At 57.5% G+C, this 21,548-nt stretch carries 17 protein-coding genes; 8 read left to right on the plus strand and 9 right to left on the minus strand.

The features are described 5' to 3' along the window. Position 1 precedes the first annotated feature (1 nt). The 3 genes from WN53_RS09595 to WN53_RS09605 all read left to right on the plus strand — a co-directional run bounded on the left by WN53_RS09595 (position 2) and on the right by WN53_RS09605 (position 3,023). Entirely contained in the window at positions 2–1,075 is a 1,074-nt protein-coding gene (locus WN53_RS09595) for a sn-glycerol-3-phosphate import ATP-binding protein UgpC (protein WP_024484627.1), read from the plus strand. After that, on the plus strand, positions 1,075–1,812 hold the full coding sequence (gene ugpQ, locus WN53_RS09600) for a glycerophosphodiester phosphodiesterase (protein ID WP_024484626.1): 738 nt from the start codon (positions 1,075–1,077) through the stop codon (positions 1,810–1,812). Before WN53_RS09595 ends, ugpQ begins: the two co-directional genes overlap by 1 nt. Before the next feature lie 254 nt (positions 1,813–2,066). Then, positions 2,067–3,023 (plus strand): AEC family transporter, encoded by a 957-nt coding sequence (locus tag WN53_RS09605; RefSeq protein WP_024484625.1) that lies wholly within the window; start codon positions 2,067–2,069, stop codon positions 3,021–3,023. Here the strand turns inward: WN53_RS09605 and WN53_RS09610 are convergent. Next, positions 3,004–3,357 carry a hypothetical protein gene (locus WN53_RS09610; RefSeq protein WP_024484624.1) on the minus strand — a complete coding sequence of 118 codons (354 nt, stop codon included), beginning with the start codon at positions 3,355–3,357 and terminating at the stop codon, positions 3,004–3,006. The genes WN53_RS09605 and WN53_RS09610 overlap by 20 nt on opposite strands. Positions 3,358–3,515: 158 nt before the next feature. Between WN53_RS09610 and WN53_RS09615 the strand changes: the two genes are divergently transcribed. Next, on the plus strand, positions 3,516–4,376 hold the full coding sequence (locus WN53_RS09615) for a carboxylate/amino acid/amine transporter (RefSeq protein WP_024484623.1): 861 nt from the start codon (positions 3,516–3,518) through the stop codon (positions 4,374–4,376). Positions 4,377–4,433: 57 nt separating this feature from the next. On the opposite strand, the gene WN53_RS09620 is transcribed toward WN53_RS09615, so the two are convergent. Both WN53_RS09620 and metR read right to left on the minus strand, forming a co-directional pair. Beyond that, positions 4,434–7,016, minus strand: coding sequence for a hypothetical protein (locus WN53_RS09620; RefSeq protein ID WP_158645276.1), 2,583 nt, complete (start codon positions 7,014–7,016; stop codon positions 4,434–4,436). 126 nt (positions 7,017–7,142) lie between these two features. Further along, the gene (gene metR / locus WN53_RS09625) at positions 7,143–8,093 is read right to left on the minus strand and encodes an HTH-type transcriptional regulator MetR (protein ID WP_024484622.1); all 951 of its coding nucleotides are present in this window, start codon (positions 8,091–8,093) and stop codon (positions 7,143–7,145) included. A gap of 105 nt (positions 8,094–8,198) precedes the next feature. Between metR and metE the strand changes: the two genes are divergently transcribed. After that, positions 8,199–10,475 (plus strand): 5-methyltetrahydropteroyltriglutamate--homocysteine S-methyltransferase, encoded by a 2,277-nt coding sequence (metE, locus tag WN53_RS09630; RefSeq protein WP_024484621.1) that lies wholly within the window; start codon positions 8,199–8,201, stop codon positions 10,473–10,475. A 120-nt stretch (positions 10,476–10,595) separates the two neighbouring features. Then, positions 10,596–11,483 (plus strand): AraC family transcriptional regulator, encoded by an 888-nt coding sequence (locus tag WN53_RS09635; RefSeq protein WP_024484620.1) that lies wholly within the window; start codon positions 10,596–10,598, stop codon positions 11,481–11,483. Between the two features lie 243 nt (positions 11,484–11,726). Here WN53_RS09635 and WN53_RS09640 read toward each other — a convergent pair whose 3' ends face one another. From WN53_RS09640 to WN53_RS09660, 5 genes are all read right to left on the minus strand, one after another. Then, positions 11,727–12,071: a PTS fructose-like transporter subunit IIB gene (locus tag WN53_RS09640; RefSeq protein WP_021807973.1), complete on the minus strand. Its 345-nt coding sequence runs from the start codon at positions 12,069–12,071 to the stop codon at positions 11,727–11,729. Positions 12,072–12,092: 21 nt separating this feature from the next. Continuing rightward, a complete protein-coding gene (locus tag WN53_RS09645) occupies positions 12,093–12,989 on the minus strand; it encodes a [formate-C-acetyltransferase]-activating enzyme (RefSeq protein ID WP_024485450.1) in 897 nt (298 codons plus the stop codon). Then, positions 12,955–15,252, minus strand: a complete 2,298-nt coding sequence (locus tag WN53_RS09650; protein WP_024485451.1) for a formate C-acetyltransferase — start codon at positions 15,250–15,252, stop codon at positions 12,955–12,957. The genes WN53_RS09645 and WN53_RS09650 overlap by 35 nt, the downstream gene beginning before the upstream one ends. 68 nt (positions 15,253–15,320) lie before the next feature. Beyond that, the gene (locus WN53_RS09655) at positions 15,321–15,641 is read right to left on the minus strand and encodes a PTS fructose-like transporter subunit IIB (RefSeq protein ID WP_021181481.1); all 321 of its coding nucleotides are present in this window, start codon (positions 15,639–15,641) and stop codon (positions 15,321–15,323) included. Between the two features lie 74 nt (positions 15,642–15,715). Further along, a complete protein-coding gene (locus WN53_RS09660; RefSeq protein WP_024485452.1) occupies positions 15,716–16,792 on the minus strand; it encodes a PTS fructose transporter subunit EIIC in 1,077 nt (358 codons plus the stop codon). Between the two features lie 361 nt (positions 16,793–17,153). Here WN53_RS09660 and ptsP point away from each other — a divergent pair, with 361 nt between their 5' ends. Continuing rightward, a complete protein-coding gene (gene ptsP, locus WN53_RS09665; protein WP_024485453.1) occupies positions 17,154–19,655 on the plus strand; it encodes a phosphoenolpyruvate--protein phosphotransferase in 2,502 nt (833 codons plus the stop codon). Between the two features lie 51 nt (positions 19,656–19,706). Further along, positions 19,707–20,372: a fructose-6-phosphate aldolase gene (fsa, locus tag WN53_RS09670; RefSeq protein ID WP_024485454.1), complete on the plus strand. Its 666-nt coding sequence runs from the start codon at positions 19,707–19,709 to the stop codon at positions 20,370–20,372. Between the two features lie 301 nt (positions 20,373–20,673). Here the strand turns inward: fsa and WN53_RS09675 are convergent, their stop codons facing one another. Further along, complete coding sequence (locus tag WN53_RS09675) at positions 20,674–21,501, minus strand: dienelactone hydrolase family protein (RefSeq protein WP_024485455.1); 828 nt, start codon at positions 21,499–21,501, stop codon at positions 20,674–20,676. Positions 21,502–21,548: the final 47 nt, after the last annotated feature.

Below are 21,548 nucleotides of genomic sequence, written 5' to 3' on the forward strand. Positions count from 1 at the left end.
TATGGCAGGTTTAAAACTACAGGCGGTCACCAAGTCTTACGACGGCAAAACGCCGGTGATCAAGCAGATCGATCTCGACGTGGCTGACGGCGAATTTATTGTGATGGTTGGCCCCTCCGGCTGTGGCAAATCGACGCTGCTGCGGATGGTGGCCGGGCTGGAGCGCACCACCAGCGGTGATATCTATATCGATAGCCAGCGCGTGACCGATCTGGAACCGAAAGATCGCGGCATCGCCATGGTGTTCCAGAACTACGCGCTGTATCCCCATATGAGCGTGTACGACAACATGGCCTATGGCCTGAAAATCCGTGGCTTTGGCAAACAGCACATCCGCCAGCGGGTAGAAGAGGCCGCGCGTATTCTGGAGTTGGAACCGCTGCTGCAACGCAAACCGCGTGAGCTTTCCGGTGGTCAGCGCCAGCGGGTGGCGATGGGGCGCGCGATTGTGCGCGAACCGGCGGTGTTTCTGTTTGATGAACCGCTCTCCAACCTGGACGCCAAATTGCGTGTCCAGATGCGCCTGGAATTGCAGCAGCTGCATCGCCGCCTGAAAACCACCAGCCTGTATGTTACCCACGATCAGGTTGAAGCGATGACGCTAGCGCAGCGGGTGATCGTGATGAATAAAGGCGTGGCGGAGCAGATTGGTACGCCAAGTGAGGTTTATCAACGCCCGGCGACGCTGTTTGTCGCCAGCTTTATCGGTTCCCCGGCGATGAACTTGTTGCCTGGCACGCTGAGTGCGGACGGCAAGCAACTGCAATTGGCCGGTGGCATGGCGCTGGATCTGCCAGAACCTCGGCCACAGTGGGGCGGACAGGAGTTGACGTTGGGTATCCGACCGGAGCATATTCAACTGAGTACGCGCGAGCAGGGCGGTATTCCGCTAGAACTGCAAACGCTGGAACTGCTCGGTGCCGATAACCTGGCGCATGGCCAATGGGGGAGTTCAGGCGTGATCGTCCGCCTGAGCCATGAAACCCTGCCACCTGCGGGCAGTACCCTATATTTACAGCTGCCTGCGTCGGCGCTGCACTTTTTTGCTACCCACAGCGGAACACGGATGGATTGATGACTACAGCCTGGCCTTATCCCCATATTGTCGCTCATCGCGGCGGCGGTTCTCTGGCACCGGAAAATACCCTGGCGGCGATTGATGTCGGCGCGCGTCATGGCCACAAGATGATTGAGTTTGACGCCAAACTGGCGCAGGACGGGCAGATCTTCCTGCTGCATGATGACACGCTCGAACGCACTAGCAACGGTTGGGGTGTGGCGGGTGAACTGCCATGGGAAAAGCTGGTAGAGCTGGATGCCGGTGACTGGTATAGCTCGGCCTTTAAAGGGGAGCGTTTGCCGCTGCTGTCGGATGTGGCGGAGCGCTGTAAGCAGCATGGCATGATGGCCAACATTGAAATCAAGCCAACCACCGGCAGCGACGAGGAAACTGGCCGCGTGGTGGCGTTTGCCGCCAGCATGCTGTGGCAGGGGCAAACCGATCCGCTGCTTTCTTCGTTCTCGGTGGAAGCCCTGGCAGCGGCACAGCAGACCGCCCCAGAACTGCCGCGCGGCCTGTTGCTGGACAAGTGGGATGACAATTGGCGTGAGCTGACCGAGCGTCTGGGCTGTGTCTCGCTGCATATTAATCATAAAGAACTGACCGCAGAGCGTGTCGCGGCGCTAAAAGACGCTGGGCTGCGTATTCTGGTGTATACCGTCAATAAGCCGGAGCGGGCGCGCTTATTGTTGAATTGGGGCGTTGACTGTATTTGCACCGACCGGATAGATTTGATCGGCCCGGATTTTTAAACGGTTAATTTAGTAGATAAAGATGACCCCTCACCCCGACCCTCTCCCACAGGGAGAGGGAGCTAGTCCGGAGTATTTGATGAGGTTGTGCTGCTTCGGGAAGTGGGGAGTAAGGGTCTTACGCAGAAAAATCAGCGAGCTCGATCGGTCCCCTCTCCCTGTGGGAGAGGGTTAGGGTGAGGGGCCATTCACTTTGACTAAACCAGAACATAGCGACGTCAGCCCGTTGCCGCCGCGCCATCGGAAGGGATACGATGCCTGCCTTTATTGTTTCGCTGTGGCACCAGATAGTGCTGTCTTTGCCGTTATTTGTGCTAATCGTGCTGGGATATGGCCTTATCCGCTGGGGAAAGTGGCCAGCGACCATCACCGATGGCATGACCCGTTTCGTGTTTTCCCTCGCCTTGCCCGCGATGCTGTTTCGCATGATGTGCGATTTCTCACAGCGTCCTGCGGTGGATGCCCGCCTGCTGATCGCCTTCTTCGGCAGTTGCCTGATCGTCTTCGTCATCGGCCGCATTGCCGCACGGCGGATCTTCAAGCTGGACGGTGTTTCGGGTTCGGTATTTGCTCTGGGCGGTATTTTCTCCAATAACGTCATGCTTGGCCTGCCAATCGCCACGGTGATGCTGGGAGAGGAGGCCATCCCATCGGTGGCTCTGGTGCTGGTATTTAACGGCCTGATTCTGTGGACGCTGGTGACCATCTCCATTGAATGGGCACGGAATGGCTCCCCCACGCTGCAAGGCTTTATCAAAACGGCGCGCAGCGTGCTGACCAACCCGCTGATTATCGGCATCCTGTCTGGCACGTTGTTCAGCCTGACCGGCCTGCCACTGCCGGTGTTTGTCGATCAACCGGTCAGCATGCTGGGCCAGGTGGCGGCTCCGCTGTCGCTGGTGGTGCTCGGCATGGGGTTGGCGGAATATCGTATCAGCGAAGGCTGGCAACTGAGCAGCGCCATCTGCTTCCTCAAGCTGATCGTCCAGCCGATGGTGGTCTGGTTGCTGGCTTGGTCAATGGATTTACCCCCGATGGAGACCCGCGTGGTGGTACTGCTGGGGTCAATGGCCGTGGGGGTAAACGTCTACCTGATGTCACGCCAATTTAACGTGCTGACTGGCCCGGCGGCCACCAGTCTGGTGATGTCCACCGCGCTGGCGGCGATCACCACCCCGTTAATCCTCACCATTATGGGGGTAAGGGTGTAGCCGGGAGCGGCGCCTGTGGTATTACCGGAGCAGTCTGGTTAAAGGGATTAACCGGCTGATTGCCGTTTTGCAGCATCTTGCCAGTGGTCATCTGCGGCTGCATCGGGTTGTTATTGCCGTTATAGGGCAGCATTTTGGGCTGGTTGGCCTTGAGCGGATAACCCTGCTGCTGGCGCTGCTCCATCTGCTGATTGTCCAGCATGCGCTGTTGCTGTGCCTGCTGGTCGCGTTGATTAAGAAACTGCTGTTGCTGGCTGAGCGTAGTGACGCCGTTTTCCGCCGTAGCCAGGCAAGGCAGCCACAGCAGGGTGGCCATAATAAGTTGACGTCTCATATTCTACCTCCGGTTCTCTCCGTAGTCTTAAGCCTAACGTAGTCAGGCAAAATTGCTCGATAGTTTATTTTATACTCAAATGTAAACCTCCTTTGCGCCACATTGTTGTTCTGCTTCCGCTACAATCGCCCTTTCGGATCTTTTAGGGTGAACTTGTCGTGCTGCTTCTGGTTATTACCACCATTTTATGGGCATTTTCTTTTAGCCTGATCGGCGAATACCTGGCTGGCAATGTCGACAGTTGGTTCTCGGTGCTGATGCGCGTTGGGCTGGCGGCGCTGGTGTTTCTGCCGTTCCTGCGCTGGCGCAATATCAAGCTGAAAGTGATCCTGCTGTATATGCTGGTGGGTGCCTTCCAGCTTGGCATCATGTATCTGATCAGCTTCCGTGCCTTTATCTATCTGACCGTGTCGGAATTCCTGCTGTTTACGGTGCTGACGCCGCTGTATATCACGCTGATTTACGATCTGATCAGCGGCCGCCGTCTGCGTTGGGGCTATCTGTTCAGCGCGTTGCTGGCCGTGCTGGGGGCGGCGATTATCCGCTACCACCAATTGAGCGATCACTTCTGGTGGGGGTTGCTGCTGGTGCAGGCGGCGAATATCAGCTTCGCCATCGGCATGGTGGGTTACAAACGCCTGATGGAAGTGCATCCGTTGCCGCAGCATACGGCATTTTCCTGGTTCTATCTGGGCGCGGCGGCGGTAGCGGTGGTCGCCTGGTTCCTGTGGGGTAATCCGAACCAACTGCCAACCACCAACCTGCAATGGGGTATTTTGGTCTGGCTGGGTGTGGTGGCTTCCGGGCTGGGCTACTTTATGTGGAATTACGGGGCGACACAGGTGGATGCCGGTACGCTGGGCATCATGAACAATATGCATGTGCCCGCGGGCCTGCTGGTTAATTTTGCTGTTTGGCATCAGCAGCCGCACTGGGCCAGCTTTATTATCGGTGGCTCGGTGATTGTCGCTTCGCTATGGGTCCATCGCCGCTGGGTTGCGCCGAAAGGCACCCATTAACGCAGGATGTCTTATCGTAGGGGGCGCTGCATGCAGCGCCCCTTGTGAGTTCTACGACTACCTTCTTCCCCCCATGCCCCCATGGAAACGCGGTTCATAGTTACTGCGGTCGAACTGATGATGCTGTTCCGGCGCTCTTTGTTGCAACCGTTGCTGTACCTGCTGATGCTGTTGCTGATTAATGCGTGGTTGTGCCTGCTGGGCAGGGGTTCTTTGTTGTAACCGCTGCTGCACCTGCTGGTGCTGTTCCTGACTCAGGCGCGGTTGCGTTTGTAAGGTTTGCGCCCGCTCGGTCTGCCGTTCATCGCCGCGTTGGCGGGCCTGCTGGGCGCTGCTGACCTCTGCCGGAGGCTGGCTTTTAACAAATTTGCCGCTGGCGTTCATCTGTTGCCAACTGCCGTTGTTGTATTGATAGATATTGCCATCGCGCCCGGCGTAGACGTGATCGGGGCCGTTAACCACGCCACCATGTGTCACCTGGCCGGTTTCCTTGTTGTAATGCACGTAACCTGAGCCTTGCGCCACGCCATTTTTCCCGGCGGTGGTAAAGCTGCCTACCTTACCCGCCCCCTGCGGCGTGGTGCCACTGATGCTTTGGCTGTGGGTCACGCGCCCGGTCTTGGTGTTCACGCTGTTGCGCTCTCCCCCAGCGATGCCGTTGCCGGTATTCGGGTTATAAGCCCCGGCCCCGTTGGCTGCCACCGCTCGGCCGGTCTGCGGATTGAAACGTACGCCGCCTGCACCGGCGTGGGTGATGCCGTTATTGCCGTTGGTATCACGCCAGGCGTAACCGGCTCCGTGACCGCCGGTGGCGTTATTATAGAAACTGCCGCGCACGTTGCTGCCGTAATGGCCGTTCCACGGATTGCTCCAGTCGGCGCGCACGCCTTGCGCCACGGTGTTCCCCCAGTGGTTATAGACGTTATACACCGACACGCCGCCACCCCAGTAGCCAGGATGATAGGGCGGGTAGTAACCGTACCAGGGGCCCCACCAAGGTTGGCTCCAGGCACTGCCCCAGATCCAGCCGCTGATAAAGCCAAAGCTCCAGCCGATCGCCGGGTCCCAGGCAAAGCTGCTACCGTAACCGTAGGTGGCCGGGCAGCTGTACCAGACGTTGCCAACCCAGGCGTTGCAAGGGTATCCGGTGCCATACACCACTACGCCATTGCTGGCCACTGTGCCGTAATAGCCCGGCGTATAACCGACGTATACCTCCTCGTTGGTGCTGCCGTAGACGCGAACATAGGTCACGTAATGCAAAGGAGAATTGGCTGGAATGGTGTAGATCACCGCCGGGACGTTGGTGGCAACCACCCACGGGCCTTGCGGTGCGGTGGCGGCAAACCATACGCCGTTTTTCACTGCGAAGAAGCTCTTACCGTCTACCTTGATCACCGGCACATCGGTGTTCCAGGCATATTGCAGCGGCGTACCGTCGATCGATCTGAATTTGGCGCTGCCGCCATCATAACGGACCTGTAGCGCCGCTTTGCTGCGTGACACTTTGGCGGTCTGTGGTACCGAGTTGGCGATCAGCGCCTCGCGAGCCTCCGGCGTTCCTGGGATCGAGGCCAGTACCGCGCTTTTTGGGCTGTCGGAAGGGATATTGCTAAAGTCTGCGGGCAGAGCGCTACCGGCAACATACTGCCATGGGCCGTTGGTGGAATCGGCACGGAACCAGCGGCCAGACACCAGCACGTACCAGCTGTTATTTTGCTGGGCATCGATAAACACGTCTGAAGGCGTATTGACCACGTAAGACAGCTGGGTGCCGTCAATCGGCATAAACTGCGGATCGCCGTCGATCTGGATCAACTCTGCGGGCTCAGTGGAGACGGTGATCTCCGCTGGTTTGGTGACCGACGTTTTTTCCTGCGGCCCGGTGGTGACCAGCTTACTTTTCACTGCGGCCTGCATAGCCTGGGTCAGCTCTACCGGCACCGTGAGTTTTTGCGCCCAAGGTCCGCCAAGGCCTGGTGCGGTATACCATTGATTGGCAAAGTAGATATACAGCGTGCCGTCTTTTTTCAGCAGCAATGAGCGGGTATTGATGGCGCGTTCCACACCCGATTGCCCGCTAGCCTGCCAGGCGGGTTGCCCATCAAGTAACACCAGCGCGGCGGGTTGGAAAGCGAACAGGATTTTTGGCGGAGCGTTGTTTACCTTCACGCCCTGTTGTGGGGCCTGATCCTGAATGGCCAGATCGGACTCCAGTTGGTCTAGACTGACCAGCAAGGTTTTTGCCGGAAGTTGTCGCAATAGGTCCAGATAATGCTGTTGATTGGCGCTATCTGTCGGGAAGTTCACCTTTTCAACTTTGAGATTATCCAGCGTGACCTGCCGCTGTTCCTTGTCGGTGCTAGTGCGGGCGCTGAACCAGGCGACGCCGTAGCTGATTTTGTCCTGTTTTTTACCTTTGGCATCGGTCAGGGTGCCGGTTTTCACCGCGACCACCATGCGGCCTTTCAGCAGGTTATCTTGCCAACTGTCGAGCTGCGGCTGGTGCAGCTCCATGGAGGTGCCGGAAAGGGTCACTCTGTGTGGCCAGGGAGCAACCGCTTCGGCCGCCCATAACGCTGTGCTGGCTAACAGCGCCAGGAGAAGGAACCATTGATAACAACCACGCAGTGTTCGCATAAGCGCCTCGGAAAAGCCGATAATTTCTAGGGGGGAATTGTTCCCGATGAAATTACTGTAACCGCTTTTGCCGAATTTGCATGGTGCAGAGTGTGTGTAAAATTAGACTCCCCGTCCGCCAATCAGTTAACTCAAGGACGTTAAGGATTTGGCCCCTGCAATATTGGCGCTGGGCCTGGCGGCATCACGCACAAACGGCAGGTGATCGCAGGCGTGCTGACGTGCCGAACGGATAAAGGCTTCGGTGACAGTCTGGCGCTGCTCGCCATCGCGGGTGGCGGCATATAACCGGCTCCACAGGCCATCCCCAAGCGTCTTGGTGACGACCAGCCCCTGGCGTTCAAAACTCTCCACCACCCAGTGCGGTAACGCGGCGATCCCCATCCGGGCTGACACCATTTGAATCAATAAAAGCGTGTTATCGACGTTTTTCAGCGCCGGGCTGACGCCTGCCGGTTGCAGGAAATGACGCCAGATATCCAGCCGTTGGCGCTGCACCGGGTAGATCATCAGCACTTCATCGCTCAGGTCTGCCGGTTCAATGTGCGGCTTATTGGCCAACGGGTGATCGGGGGCCAGGATCAGCCGGACTTCAAAGTCGAACATCGGCGAGTAGTGCAGCCCGCTGCGCGGCAGGATGTCTGAGGTCAGCACCAGATCCAGTTCTCCTTGCTGCAAGGCCGGTTGCGGATCGAACGTCACGCCGGATTTGAAATCCATCACCACCTGCGGGAAATAGGAGCGGAAGTTGTCCAACGCCGGCGTTAGCCACTGAATACAGCTGTGGCATTCGATGGCGATGCGCAGCGTGGTTTGATGCGGTTCGTGGCAGGCCTGCAGTGCCTGCTGGATCTGCGGCAATACCTGCTCTGCCAGCTGTAGCAGGATCTCCCCCTGAGCGGTAAAGCGCAGCGGCTGGCTTTTACGAACAAACAGCTTAAAGCCCAGACGCTGTTCCAGATCGCTGAACTGATGCGAAAGGGCAGACTGTGTCTGATGAAGCTGTGCGGCAGCGGCGGCCAGGGAGCCGGTATTACGCAGAGCCTGTAGGGTCCGTAAGTGTTTCAGTTCGATCATGAGAGTCCTTCACAGTGACAGTGAAAATATTGCGCTTGTGGATCATACAGTACCTGCGGATTATGGATGTGTAAACATCTGGACGGCTAAATGGGAAATATGACGATGACAATTCTAAATCACACACTGGGTTTTCCACGCGTTGGTCTGCGTCGTGAACTGAAAAAAGCGCAGGAAAGTTACTGGGCAGGTAATTCAACACAGGAAGAGCTGTTGGCGGTTGGCCGCGAGCTGCGCGCTCGCCACTGGCAACAACAACAGCAGGCCGGGGTGGATTTGGTGCCGGTTGGCGATTTCGCCTGGTACGATCACGTGCTGACCACCAGCCTGCTGCTGGGCAACGTCCCGGCGCGTCACCAAAATAAAGATGGCTCGATCGATCTCGATACCCTGTTCCGTATTGGCCGTGGCCGCGCACCGACCGGTGAACCTGCGGCGGCGGCGGAAATGACCAAATGGTTTAACACCAACTATCACTACATGGTGCCTGAGTTTACTAAAGGCCAGCAGTTCAAACTGGGCTGGACCCAACTGCTGGATGAAGTTGACGAAGCGTTGGCGCTGGGCCACAAAATCAAGCCGGTGCTGTTGGGCCCGGTAACCTATCTGTGGCTGGGCAAGGTGAAGGGTGAGCAGTTCGACCGCCTGTCGCTGCTGAACGATATCCTGCCGGTCTACCAGCAAGTGCTGGCGGAGCTGGCCAAACGCGGCATCGAGTGGGTACAGATCGACGAACCTGCGCTGGTGCTGGAACTGCCTAAGGCCTGGTTGGAGGCCTTTAAACCGGCTTATACCGCGCTGCAAGGCCAGGTCAAACTGCTGTTGACCACCTATTTCGACAGCATTGGCCATAACCTCGACACCATCCGTGAACTGCCGGTACAGGGTCTACATGTGGATCTGGTCGCAGGCAAAGATGATGCCGCTGTCCTGAACAACGCATTGCCGAAAGAGTGGGTGCTGTCGCTGGGGGTGATCAATGGCCGTAACGTCTGGCGTGCCGATGTGAGCAGCTGGTTTGAACGCTTGCAACCGCTGGTAGGGAGCCGCCCACTGTGGATTGGCACCTCGTGCTCGCTGCTGCACAGCCCGATCGATCTGAGCGTGGAAAGCCGCCTGGACGAAGAAGTGAAAAGCTGGTTCGCCTTTGCACTGCAAAAATGTGCCGAGCTGGCGTTGTTGAGCTCAGCTCTGAATGCGCCAGGGGCAGATAAACAAGCCAAACTTGATGCCTACAGCGCACCAATCCGCGCCCGTCGCCAATCCAGCCGTGTGCATAATGCGCAGGTTGAGCAACGCCTGGCGGCCATCACTGCCAAAGACAGCGAACGTCAGCGCCCTTATGAACAACGTGCCCAGGCTCAGCGCGATCGCTTCAACCTGCCTGCCTGGCCAACGACCACCATCGGATCCTTCCCGCAGACCACCGAAATTCGCGGCCTGCGCCTGGACTTCAAGCAGGGCCGCCTGGATGGGAGCAACTACCGCACCAGCATCGGCGAACATATCAAGCAGGCCATCGCTGAGCAGGAACGCCTGGGGCTGGACGTGCTGGTGCACGGCGAAGCCGAGCGCAACGACATGGTGGAATACTTCGGCGAAAACCTGGACGGCTTCGTGTTCACCCAAAACGGTTGGGTACAGAGCTACGGTTCCCGCTGCGTGAAACCACCGGTGATTATTGGCGATATCAGCCGCCCGGAAGCCATCACCGTAGAGTGGGCCAAATTTGCCCAGTCGCTGACCGACAAGCCGGTAAAAGGCATGTTGACCGGCCCGGTGACCATTCTTTGCTGGTCCTTCCCACGTGAAGATGTGACCCGTGAAGTGATCGCCAAGCAGATTGCGTTGGCACTGCGTGACGAAGTGGAAGACTTGGAGAAGGCCGGTATCGGTATCATCCAGATCGACGAGCCTGCACTGCGCGAAGGCCTGCCGCTGCGCCAGTCCGATTGGGCTGCGTACCTCGACTGGGCGGTGGATGCCTTCAAACTGAACGCCGCCGTGGCGCAGGACGATACCCAGATCCACACCCACATGTGTTATTGCGAGTTCAACGACATCATGGATTCTATCGCGGCGCTGGATGCTGACGTGATCACCATCGAAACCTCACGTTCCGATATGGATCTGCTGGAAGCGTTCAAAGAGTTCGACTATCCAAACGAAATTGGGCCGGGCGTTTACGACATCCACTCGCCGAACGTGCCAAGCGTAGAATGGATCGAAGCGCTGCTGCGTAAAGCGGCACAGAATATCCCGGCAGAACGCCTGTGGGTGAACCCGGACTGCGGCCTGAAAACCCGTGGCTGGCCAGAAACCCGCCAATCGTTGGCCAACATGGTGTTAGCGGCTCAGCGCCTGCGCGACCAGGTTGTCTGATCCAAACACGTTTACCAAGGGCGCTTCGGCGCCCTTTTCTTGTTCTACTCCCGCGTTTTCCTCGCCGCTATTGGTTATTATCAAGTCTCGTTGTTCACTTGGTTTGAAGGATTATTCCCGATGAAACACCCGCTGGTGGCCGTGTTGGCTCCGCTGCTCGATGATGGGCAGGGGATCCGGCAGGTTTATTTTGCCGGTAACCAACATCCGGCACCGGAGCTGGCTTATCAGGTAGGTTTTCCACGCCTTGAACTGGTGGTAGACGGGGAACAGGAAATGGAGTGGGAAGGCAGCCAGGGAACGCGGCAACAACAAATTTTGCTGCCGGGGGATGTGCTGTTTGTTCCGGCGCAAGGCTGGAACAGCCCGCACTGGCAGCAACCGACGACCACGCTCAGCCTGTTGTTTGGCAAGCAGCAACTGGGCTATAGCCTGCTGGGTTGGGACGGGGAAAACACGCTGCCGCTGGGTAAGGATAACGTGGCGCGCCGTGGCCCGCGCGTGGGGTCATTCATGTTGCAGGCGCTTAACGAACTCTCCTGGCATCAGAGCGATCAGCCTACCGCACGTTTCCTGGTAAAGGGCTTGCTGAGCCATGCGCTCGATCTGTTTGGCACCTCGGTGAGAACCGCCTCGCGCAGCCAAGCGTTGTTTGATGCGGTGCGGGGCCACCTGGAGGAGCATTATCGCGAACCGCTCACCCGTGAGTCGGTGGCCCAGGCGTTTTATATCTCGCCCAACTACCTTTCTCATCTGTTCCAGAAGGCCGGTGGGGTTGGGTTTAACGAATATCTCAATCACGTGCGGCTGGAGCAGGCGAAGCACCTGCTCAAACGCTATGACATGAAGGTGAAAGAGGTGGCGCACGCCTGCGGATTTGTCGACAGTAACTATTTCTGCCGCCTGTTTCGCAAGAACACCGAGCGTTCCCCGTCGGAGTATCGCGGCCAATACCACAGTGAGCTGTGCCCCTCACCCCAACCCTCTCCCACAGGGAGAGGGAGCTGATGGCCCTTGCTCTTTTGCAAGTAAAGAGGCCATAGCAGCAAACGCGATCGTCCCCTCATCCAAGGTGAATCACTAAAATTTCAGAGATACTCGATCGCCCCTCTCCATCCAAGGTGAGTCACTAAAATTTCAGAGATACTCGATCGTCCCTTCATCCAAGGTGAGTCACTGCAATTTCAAGCACTCTCGATCGGTTCCCTCTCCTTGGGGAGAGGGTTAGGGTGAGGGGGGCTAACACAGCAGTTAAACCACGCGGATATGCGTTTCCTGGGGTGATGCGGCGGCCTTGCGTACCGCACTGAGCGCCTTCTCCGGCGTACGCAGAAAGGTGTTTATGCCGATCTGCACGCAGCGGTGGTGCTCAAAACGCTCGCTTTCCGCCAGCAGGATGTCGCTGATCAACAGCACCACGTCGGCTTGCGCCAGATCGTCCGCCGTCAGCGAGTTTTCAATCCCCAGAGCACCCTGGGTTTCTACTTTGACCGGCCATTTCTCTTGCGCGCACAGTTTTTCCAGCCGCTCGGCAGCCATGTAGGTATGGGCGACCCCGCTGATACAGGCCGTTACCGCTACGAGTTTTATCGTCATACCTGCCTCTCTATCTTCTGTTCAACCGCCAATGATCACCCGGTAACCTGCCTGTTGCGCCATCGCCTGCAAGGGAGCGATCTGCTGCTCTGTTGGGGGCGCTACCCCGCGCATGGCATATTCGCGCCCCAGCAGGGTATATTTCGCCTCGCCATACTGATGAAAAGGCAACAGGTGGATCTCTTGTAGCCCAAAAGGTGCCAGGAATGCCAGCACCTGTGCCATGTTCTCCGTGCTCAAAGTGTAGCCGGGTATTAACGGCAGACGCGGGGTCAGGTTAACTCCGCGCTGCACCAGCGCAGTAAAGTTTGCCAGTACCCGTGGCTGGTTGATGTTCAACTGATGTTTGGCGGAATCGGCATCCATGATTTTCAGATCGAACAGGATCTGATCGCAGTGTTCTGCCAGGGCCAGCACTTGGGCCTGTGAGGCATCTCCGGCCGTTTCGACGGCGGTATTGATGCCCAACGCCCGCAAGCGCTGCAACAGCTGGGTGGCAAACTCGGCCTGCATCAGCACTTCGCCCCCGGAAAGCGTTACCCCGCCGCCGGAGGTGCGATAAAACACCTCATCTTTCAGGATTTGCAGCAGCAGCGCCTCCAGCGTGATGTTTTGCCCGATCAGTTCCATCGCTCCGCTTGGGCATTCCTGTGCGTCGTTCAGGCAGGGCTGGCAGCGCAGGCATTTGGCCTCACGGCGTACGCGATGGATTTTGCCGGACATCGACTCCGGGTTGGCACACCAAGGGCAGCTATGTGGGCAGCCTTTGAAAAACACCACAGTGCGGATGCCGTGGCCGTCGTTCAGCGAATAACGCTGAATATTGAAGATCCGGGCCATTGGCTCCGCGGGTGTCGCCCGGGAAAACCCGGGCGTGATCAGGTTACAGTTGATGCGCTGTACGGCGGATGATGTCATCCTGGATCTCCTTCGACAGCTCCACGAAGAATGCGCTATAGCCTGCAACACGCACCACCAGCCCGGCGAAGTCCTGTGGCCTGGCCTGCGCTTCCTTCAGCGTTTCGGCATTCACCACGTTGAACTGCACGTGCTGTAGCTTGAGCTTGGTAAAGGCCCCGAGGAAATCAGCCAGCTTGTTCAGCCCCTGCTGACCTTCCAGCGTGCTTGGGGTGAACTTCACGTTTAGCAGCGTACCGTTGGAGAGCAGGTAGTTATCCAGCTTGCTCACCGATTTCAGCACTGCCGTCGGCCCCTGGCCATCCTGGCCGAGCATCGGCGAAAGCCCGCCGTCCGCCAGCTGTTCCCCCGCATAGCGCCCGTCTGGCGTGGCTCCCACCACCGCACCCAATGGCACGTGGGCAGAAACGGTATAAGAGCCTGGGGTAAATTGGCCGCCGCGCGGGTTACGGTACTGTTCCACCTCTTTGCAGTAAAAGCGCAGCAGATCGGCGCTGATCAGGTCAACTTCGTCGATATCATTGCCGTATTTATCGAAGCGGTTGATTAACCGTGCGCGGATCTTTTCCCCTTCCGGTGTGGCGAAGTTGGCCTTCAGCGTGGCCAGCAGCTCATCAAAGCTCAGGCGCTGTTGATCGAACACCAGGCCTTTCAGGGCAAACAGCGAATCGCTCAGGTTGGCAATGCCGATGCCTTGTACCCCGGAGAAGTTGTAGCGTGCGCCGCCTTCGGTGATGTCTTTGCCGTGTTGCAGGCAGTCATCGATAAAGGAAGATAGCAGCGGCACCGGTGCCCAGTCACGGTGGCCGATATCGCAGATGTTGCTGCCTTCGGCCATCAGCCGGACGTAATGGCGAATTTTTTCACGAATGTGATCCAGCAACTGCGGATAGGTGAGGCTGGCGTTGCCTTCGTTATCCAGCAGCGTCAGCTCCATCACTTTCAGCAAGTTGAACATGGCAATGTCGTGCAGGCCGTAGGTGCGCCCAGGGATCGACAGTTCAACACAGCCCACCACGGCATAATCACGTGCATCTTCCAGTGAGACGCCACGGTTCAGGAATGCTGGCACTACTACTTCATCGTTAAAGATTTGCGGAATACCGGTGCCGAGGCGGATGGTTTCGGCGGTTTTCAGCAGGAATGGCCGATCGATAAACTCATTGACCCGCACGCCGAGGTTCGGCTGTGGCAGGCGGATATTCTGGTAGGCATCCAGGCACAGGAACGACAGCACGTTGACCGCGCTGCGGCCGGTTTCCGTCAGGCCGCCCAGCAAGATGGTGTAGCCGGTAGGGAAACCCGCAAAATAGCGGGCGCTGGAAGTAGAGCGCAGCAGCACGATGTCGTTGCATTTCACCCACAGGCTTTCCAGCAGCTCCTTGAGGAACGCCGGATCCTGCCCCTGATTGAGGGAGGCTTGATAAAACGGCAGCATGTACTGATCGAAACGGCCCAGCGACAGCGAGCTGGCGTTGGATTCATACTGCAAAATGATGTTCATATACCAGAACAGCTGGCACGCCTGGTAGAAATCCTGCGGCTTGTGGTGGGCGTTGTGGCTTGAGATCTCTGCGATGCGCAGCAGCTCGGCGCGGCGAGTCTCATCGCTGCATTGCTCCGCCATTTGGCGTGCCAGGGATTCATAACGCAGAATATGGCGCTGTGAGGCTTGTAACAGCAACAATGCTGCGGCGTAGAACGCGTTGTCTGGCTGCTGCTCGGCATGGCTTTGCAGTTCGGTTAGCAGATTATCCAGGCCGTTATTCAGCAGGCGCGGGTAATCGATGATGATATGCCCCTGGCCCTTGTCCGTCTGGTTGACGCTGAAAATCTGGGTCTGGGTGGCGGTTTTAACCTCCTCTGACATCTGGCCGTTGATGAAATCCTTCATCGAACGTTTTTCCCAGTAGGGGTAAAGCTGTTCGCGGTACACCTGTTTGTCCGCTTCGGAAATGGCAAAGCGATCCTGTGGACGAGTAGGGAAAGCATCCAGCTCTTTCAACAGCCAGTAAGGGTCCATCTCTGGCGACACGATCCCGGCACGCGGCTTCACCGTACGGTTACCGGCAATCAGCTCATCTTCCCGCAGGGTGATCGCTACGTGATCGAGAATATAGGCGGTTGCCTTGGCACGGCGGATGATGGTCGGTTCTCCCTCGGTCTGCCGGTGGCTGGCGGTATAGAGTAGTGCGCGTTCGAGTGAAATTTCGCGCGGGGCGGAGAACAAGGCGGCTTTTAGACGTTCGACCCGGGAGAGCATCACATTTTCCTTTTGTGCGGTAATGGGGGCGGGAAAACCCGGCACGGCGTGCCGGGCTGGCTGTGCGGTTAGGCCTTTTGCGCTAAGTGGGCGGCAATTTTCTCCATGATGGCATCGGCGCGTTTTACCGCGTCGCTGATGGCCACGCGTACCACGGTTTTCCCTTTAAAGCGTTCTTCAAACTTGATGCCGATATCCTTGGTCAGGATCACCACGTCGGCGGCGGCCACGTCTTCGGCCGTCAGTTCGTTTTCCAGGCCGATGGAGCCCTGGGTTTCCACCTTGCACTGCCAGCCTTGGGCTTTGGCGGAACGTTCGATGGCTTCGGCAGCCATGTAGGTATGGGCAACGCCAGATGGGCAAGCGGTTACAGCGATAATCATAGTCATGGAAAACTCCTCAAAATGGTATGCGTGTCTTGCAAGTTGCACTGTGATTAGCGGCAGCTTGCAGGCGTATTTATTCAGTTAATTTCGAAATCCAAGTCCAGATCATCCTGGGCGACTTTAGTAGCCTGTTTCTTGGCGGCAAAGCTTTTCAGCAGGTTAACCAACAGGGCGGTGACCACCATGCCCACCAGTAGCGCAGCAACGTAGCCCAGCTTGCCTTCAACTACCGGCAGCACAATCAGTCCACCCCAACCGGCGTAGCACTGTGCACCCACCAATGCGGCGGTCACGGCGGCGCAGGCAGAACCAATCATGATGGAGGGGATAACACGCAGTGGATCGGCAGCGGCGAACGGGATAGCCCCTTCGGTAACGCCGACGCAGCCCATCAGCAGCGCGGCTTTACCCGCTTCGCGCTCTTCCAGGGTGTAGTATTTACGGCCAATCAGCGTGGCGAATCCCAGGCCAAGCGGCGGGGTGGCGATGGCAACGGCCGCGATGGCGACCACCGAGTACACGCCCTGAGCGACGCAGATCAGCATAAAGGCGTAGGCCACCTTGTTAACCGGGCCGCCCATGTCAAACGCCAACATCAGGCCCATGATGATGGCCAGCACTACGATGCTGCCCTGCTGCATACCTTGCAGCCAGTGGGTCAGGCCGTTGGTCAGCGCGCCAACCGGTTCACCCAGGCCCCACATCATGATGCCTGCGGTAAGCAGGGTGCCGATGATTGGGATCACGAAGATCGGCATCACCGAGCGCAGGATCTTCGGTACCGGGATCTTCTTGAGATAGAACACAATAATGCCGCCCAGCAGGCCAGCGATGATCGCCCCGAAGAAACCAGCCCCGAAGGATGCGCCCACCCAGGCCCCAATCGCAGAAGGAGCCAGCGCGGAGCGATCCGAGATGGAGTAGCCGATATAGGCCGCCAGGAAAGGCACCATCAACGTCAATCCGGCCACGCCGATATCGAACAGTTTTTTCAAGTTAGGGTCCGTCACCGCGTCGGGTACCGCCCCTTTGCCATACAGCATCACGGAGATGGCCAGCAAAATGCCGCCGGCGACCACAAACGGGATCATATGGGAGACGCCGGTCATCAAGTGCTGGCGTGTGTTTCTTAGAATATTGAGTAGCTCTTTCATCGTTCACTCCCTGGCCGCAACCAGCGTGCTTCTGAGATAAAACCACCGGGGAATGACCCCTGATGGATAAAGGTTGTTGGCTATCACAATAGGCATCTGGCGGTACTATCAACAGTGGATAAAATTGCCATTTACTGGATTTTTGTATTGTCAGGAGAAAAGTGCGATCTAACTCAAAGTGTGCGACAGAATAAACCGGGCTTGTGGAAACGGGCTTTGTGAGCGGCATCGCATTTATGCCGTCAGGATACATTTGTCCAGTGTTTGACATTTTTATCCGATAGCCCTGGGCCGCGCTGCGCTTTTATCCTTGTGGCAAACCGGTGTTGTTCACCGCTGCTTGTGGTATGAGGAAAGAGTGATGGCGAAAATAGTGACGTTTACCTGCGTGCTGCCCAACGGGATGCATGCCCGCCCAGCCAGCCATATCGAAACCCTGTGCAACGGTTTCCGTTCCCGCTTTGAATGGCACAACTCGCGTAGCGGCCTGCGTGGCGACGGCAAAAGCGTGTTGTCACTGATTGGTACCGATACTTTGCTGGGCGATGAGTGTCGCATCACCATCGAAGGGGAAGATGAACAGGCGGCGTTTGAGCGCCTGAGCCAGTTTATCCAACATGAATTCCCGCATTGCGACGAAGCGCTGCCACAGGTGGATGACCAGGCAGAGCAGGAGCCTATCCCGCAGTCTCTGGCTAACCTGAACCCAACGCTGGTGCGCGCTCGCTCCGTCAACCAAGGCACCGCTAATGGGAAATTGGTGCATCTGGCGCGGGTGGATTTAAACGCTCTAACGTTGCCACCTACGCAATCTGTTGAACAGGAGCAGCAGCAGTTGGCCGAAGGGTTGACGCGCTTTGGCAAGGCGCTGGATCTGCAACTGATGGGCGGTAACGGCACTACTACGGCGGTGCTGGAAGCGCATCGCTCCTTGCTACGTGACGGCGCATTCCGCCAACACCTGCTAGATGGCGTGCTGGCAGGGGAAAGCTGTGCTGCCGCCATTGTGGCCACCTCAGCCCACTTTAGCCAGCAGCTGGCACAGTCTGCCAGTGCCTATCTGCGCGAGCGCGAACTGGATATTCGTGATGTCAGCTTCCAACTATTACAGCAAATTTATGGCGAGCAGTGCTTCCCGGCGCAGCAGGCGCTAAGTGTAGATAGCATTTGCATCACCGATGAGCTGACCCCGAGCCAATTCCTGGAGCTGGACAAGCGTTATTTGAAAGGCCTGCTGCTGGGCAGCGGCGGTAGTACCTCGCATACGGTGATCCTGGCGCGCTCCTTTAACATTCCAACCCTGGTTGGCGTCGATGCCGCCTCAATGTTGCCGTATTTGAATCAATCGGTGCAGATCGACGGCGATCTTGGGCTGGTGGCCTGTGATCTCAGCGAGCCGGTTCGTCGTTACTATCAGCAGGAGCAGTGGCTGAGCGAGCAGATCCGCAGCCAGCAAAGCGCCTATCTCGATCAACCGGGGCGTACGGCCGACGGCGTGCGGATGGAAGTTGCCGCCAATATCGCCCACGCGGTAGAAGCAGAGGCGGCCTTCAGTAACGGTGCAGAGGCAGTGGGTTTGTTCCGTACCGAAATGCTGTATATGGATCGCCTGACAGCACCTTCCGAAGATGAGCTTTACAACATTTACTGCCAGGCGGTGGAAGCCGCAGCAGGCAAGACGATCATCGTGCGTACCATGGATATCGGCGGTGACAAGCCGGTGGATTATCTAAATATCCCGGCCGAAAACAACCCGTTCCTCGGTTACCGGGCGGTGCGTATCTATCAGGAGTTTCTGCCGCTATTTCGTACCCAGTTGCGCTCGATCCTGCGCGCTTCGGCACACGGTCCGCTGAAGATCATGATCCCGATGATCTCCTCGATGGAAGAGGTCCTGTGGGTGAAAGATCAACTGGCCGAAGTGAAGCAATCGCTGCGTGCCGGGCAGATCCCGTTCGACGAAAAAATCCCGCTCGGCATCATGCTAGAAGTGCCTTCGGTGCTGTTTATCATCGACCAGTGCTGTGAGGAGATCGACTTCTTCAGTATCGGCAGCAACGATCTGACGCAGTATCTGCTGGCGGTGGATCGTGATAATGCCAAGGTCATCAAACACTACAACAGCCTGAACCCGGCGTTCCTGCGTGGGTTGGATCATGCAGTGCGGGAAGTGCACCGCCACGGTAAATGGATCGGCCTGTGTGGAGAGCTGGGGGCGAAAGGTTCGGTGCTGCCGTTGCTGGTAGGGATGGGGCTGGATGAAATCAGCATGAGCGCGCCTTCCATTGCCGCCACCAAAACCCGCCTGGCCAAGTTGGATAGCCGCGAATGCCGTTTACTGCTCAACCGGGCCATGGCCTGCCGTACGTCGCTGGAAGTGGAGCACCTGTTGGCCCAGTTCCGCATGGAGCAAAGTGATGCGCCGCTGATCACGCCGGAATGCATTGCCCTGGGGGCCGATTGGCGCAGCAAAGAAGAGGTTATCAAAGGGATGGCGGATAACCTGCTGCTGGCCGGGCGTTGCCGTTACCCACGTAATCTTGCCGCCGATTTGTGGGCGCGTGAGGCGGTATTCTCCACCGGGCTGGGCTTCGGTTTTGCCATTCCGCATACCAAATCTGAACATATTGAACAGTCCACTATCAGCGTGGCCAAGCTGGCGCAGCCGGTCGTCTGGGGCGATGAAGAGGCGCAGTTCGTGATTATGCTGACACTTAATAAACATGCCGCCGGGGACCAGCATATGCGTATTTTCTCCAAGCTGGCGCGGCGCATCATGCATGAAGGTTTCCGTGACGCACTGGTGAACGCAGTGTCTGCCCAACAGGTAGAAGCGTTGCTGAAACAAGAGCTTGAACTGTAATCCATTTTTGGGCGCTGCGGCGCCCTTCATTTTTAGCCTTGAGGAGCAACTATGGAACTCTATCTGGATACTGCCGACATCAATGCGGTGAAACGCCTGGCACGTGTGTTGCCGCTGCAAGGGGTGACAACTAACCCGAGCATTGTGGCTGCGTCACGCACGTCGCTATGGGAAGTGCTGCCTGCTTTACGCGATATCATCGGTGGCGAAGGCAAATTGTTTGCCCAAGTGATGGCGGCCACGGCCGAGCAGATGGTTGAAGAGGCGGTCATGCTTCACCAGCGCGTTCCTGGCCTGGTGGTGAAAGTGCCGGTGACTGGTGAAGGGTTAGCGGCGATCAAAATCCTGAGCGGCTTGGCTATTCCAACGTTAGGGACGGCGGTGTATGGGGCGGCACAGGGGCTGCTTTCTGCCTTGGCAGGGGCGAAGTATGTGGCACCTTATGTCAACCGCGTGGATGCTCAGGGCGGCAATGGCATTACTACCGTACAGGAGTTACAGCACTTGTTAGAACTGCACGCTCCGCAGGCCAAGGTACTGGCTGCCAGCTTCAAGACTCCGCGTCAGGCGTTGGAGTGCCTGTTGGCAGGTTGTGAAGCTATTACCTTACCGGTTGATGTCGCAGAGCAGTTTATCAGCGCCCCGGCGGTGCAGGCGGCGGTAGAAAAGTTCGAGCACGATTGGCACGGTGCGTTTGGCACTTTGTCACTGAGCTAAGATAAGACGCCCCTCACCCTAACCCTCTCCCACAGGGAGAGGGGACCGAAAGTGCCTCTATTTGATTAGGGTATTCGTCCTCGACATCAATCCTGCCACAGATTAACTCTTGTACCTGAACACAGCACCGAACTGGCTCCCTCTCCCTACACAAAAGCCCATGACATCCTCAGTTTGTACATTGGGAGAGGGTTGGGGTGAGGGGAGATTGGTGACAAGCATCAGGGGCACTCGCTGCCCCTGAAACTGCTGATATTCCTCACCCAACTTGGCATGTAGGGGCGCTGCATGCTGCGCCCATCTATTTCACACCATGCTGGCTGAACCAGGCCAACATGCGCTGCCAACCGTCGGCGGAAGCCTCCGCGTTATAGCTTGGCCGGTAATCGGCGTGGAAAGCGTGCCCCGCTTCTGGATACACCACGATTTCCGCATCGGCATTGGCCGCACGGATCGCCTTGCGCATGGTTTCCACCGTTTCCTGCGGAATGCTGCCATCCTGGCCACCGTATAGCCCAAGCACCGGCGCCGAAAGATCGGTCGCGATATCAACCGGATGCTTCGGCGAATTCAAGGTTTTCTCCCCCACCAGCTTGCCGTACCAGGCCACTGCCGCTTTCAGCTGCGGATTATGCGCCGCATATAACCAGGTGATGCGGCCGCCCCAGCAGAAACCGGTGATCGCCAACCTGCTGGCGTCGCCGCCGTGGCGCGTTGCCCAGTGCGCAGCGTGATCCAGATCCGCCAAGACTTGGCTGTCTGGTACCTTGCTGACCAACTTTTGCATCAGCTCGCTGATTTCGCTGTACTCTCTGGCATCGCCCTGGCGGAAATAGAGTTCTGGAGCGATGGCCAGATAACCCTGCTTCGCCAGGCGGCGGCACAGATCCTGAATATGTTCATGCACGCCAAAGATTTCCTGCACCACCAGCACAATTGGGAACGGCCCTTGGTGATGGGCCGGTTTGGCGATATAGGCTGGCAGATCGTCCCCCTGCGAAGGGATGGTGGTTTCCCCCACATGAATATCCTGATCGTCGGTCAGAATGGTTGAGGTGGCCAACGGTGCGACGGCCGGGGTAAATCCCCCTTTGGCCTGTTTTAACGTCATTTGTTGTTCTGTTTTCATTGATTGCAGGCTCCATGCGTTAGAGAAAAAGCGCGGCAGTTAACTAT

The organism is Serratia fonticola, from assembly GCF_001006005.1.
Taxonomy (GTDB): Bacteria; Pseudomonadota; Gammaproteobacteria; order Enterobacterales; family Enterobacteriaceae; genus Chania; species Chania fonticola.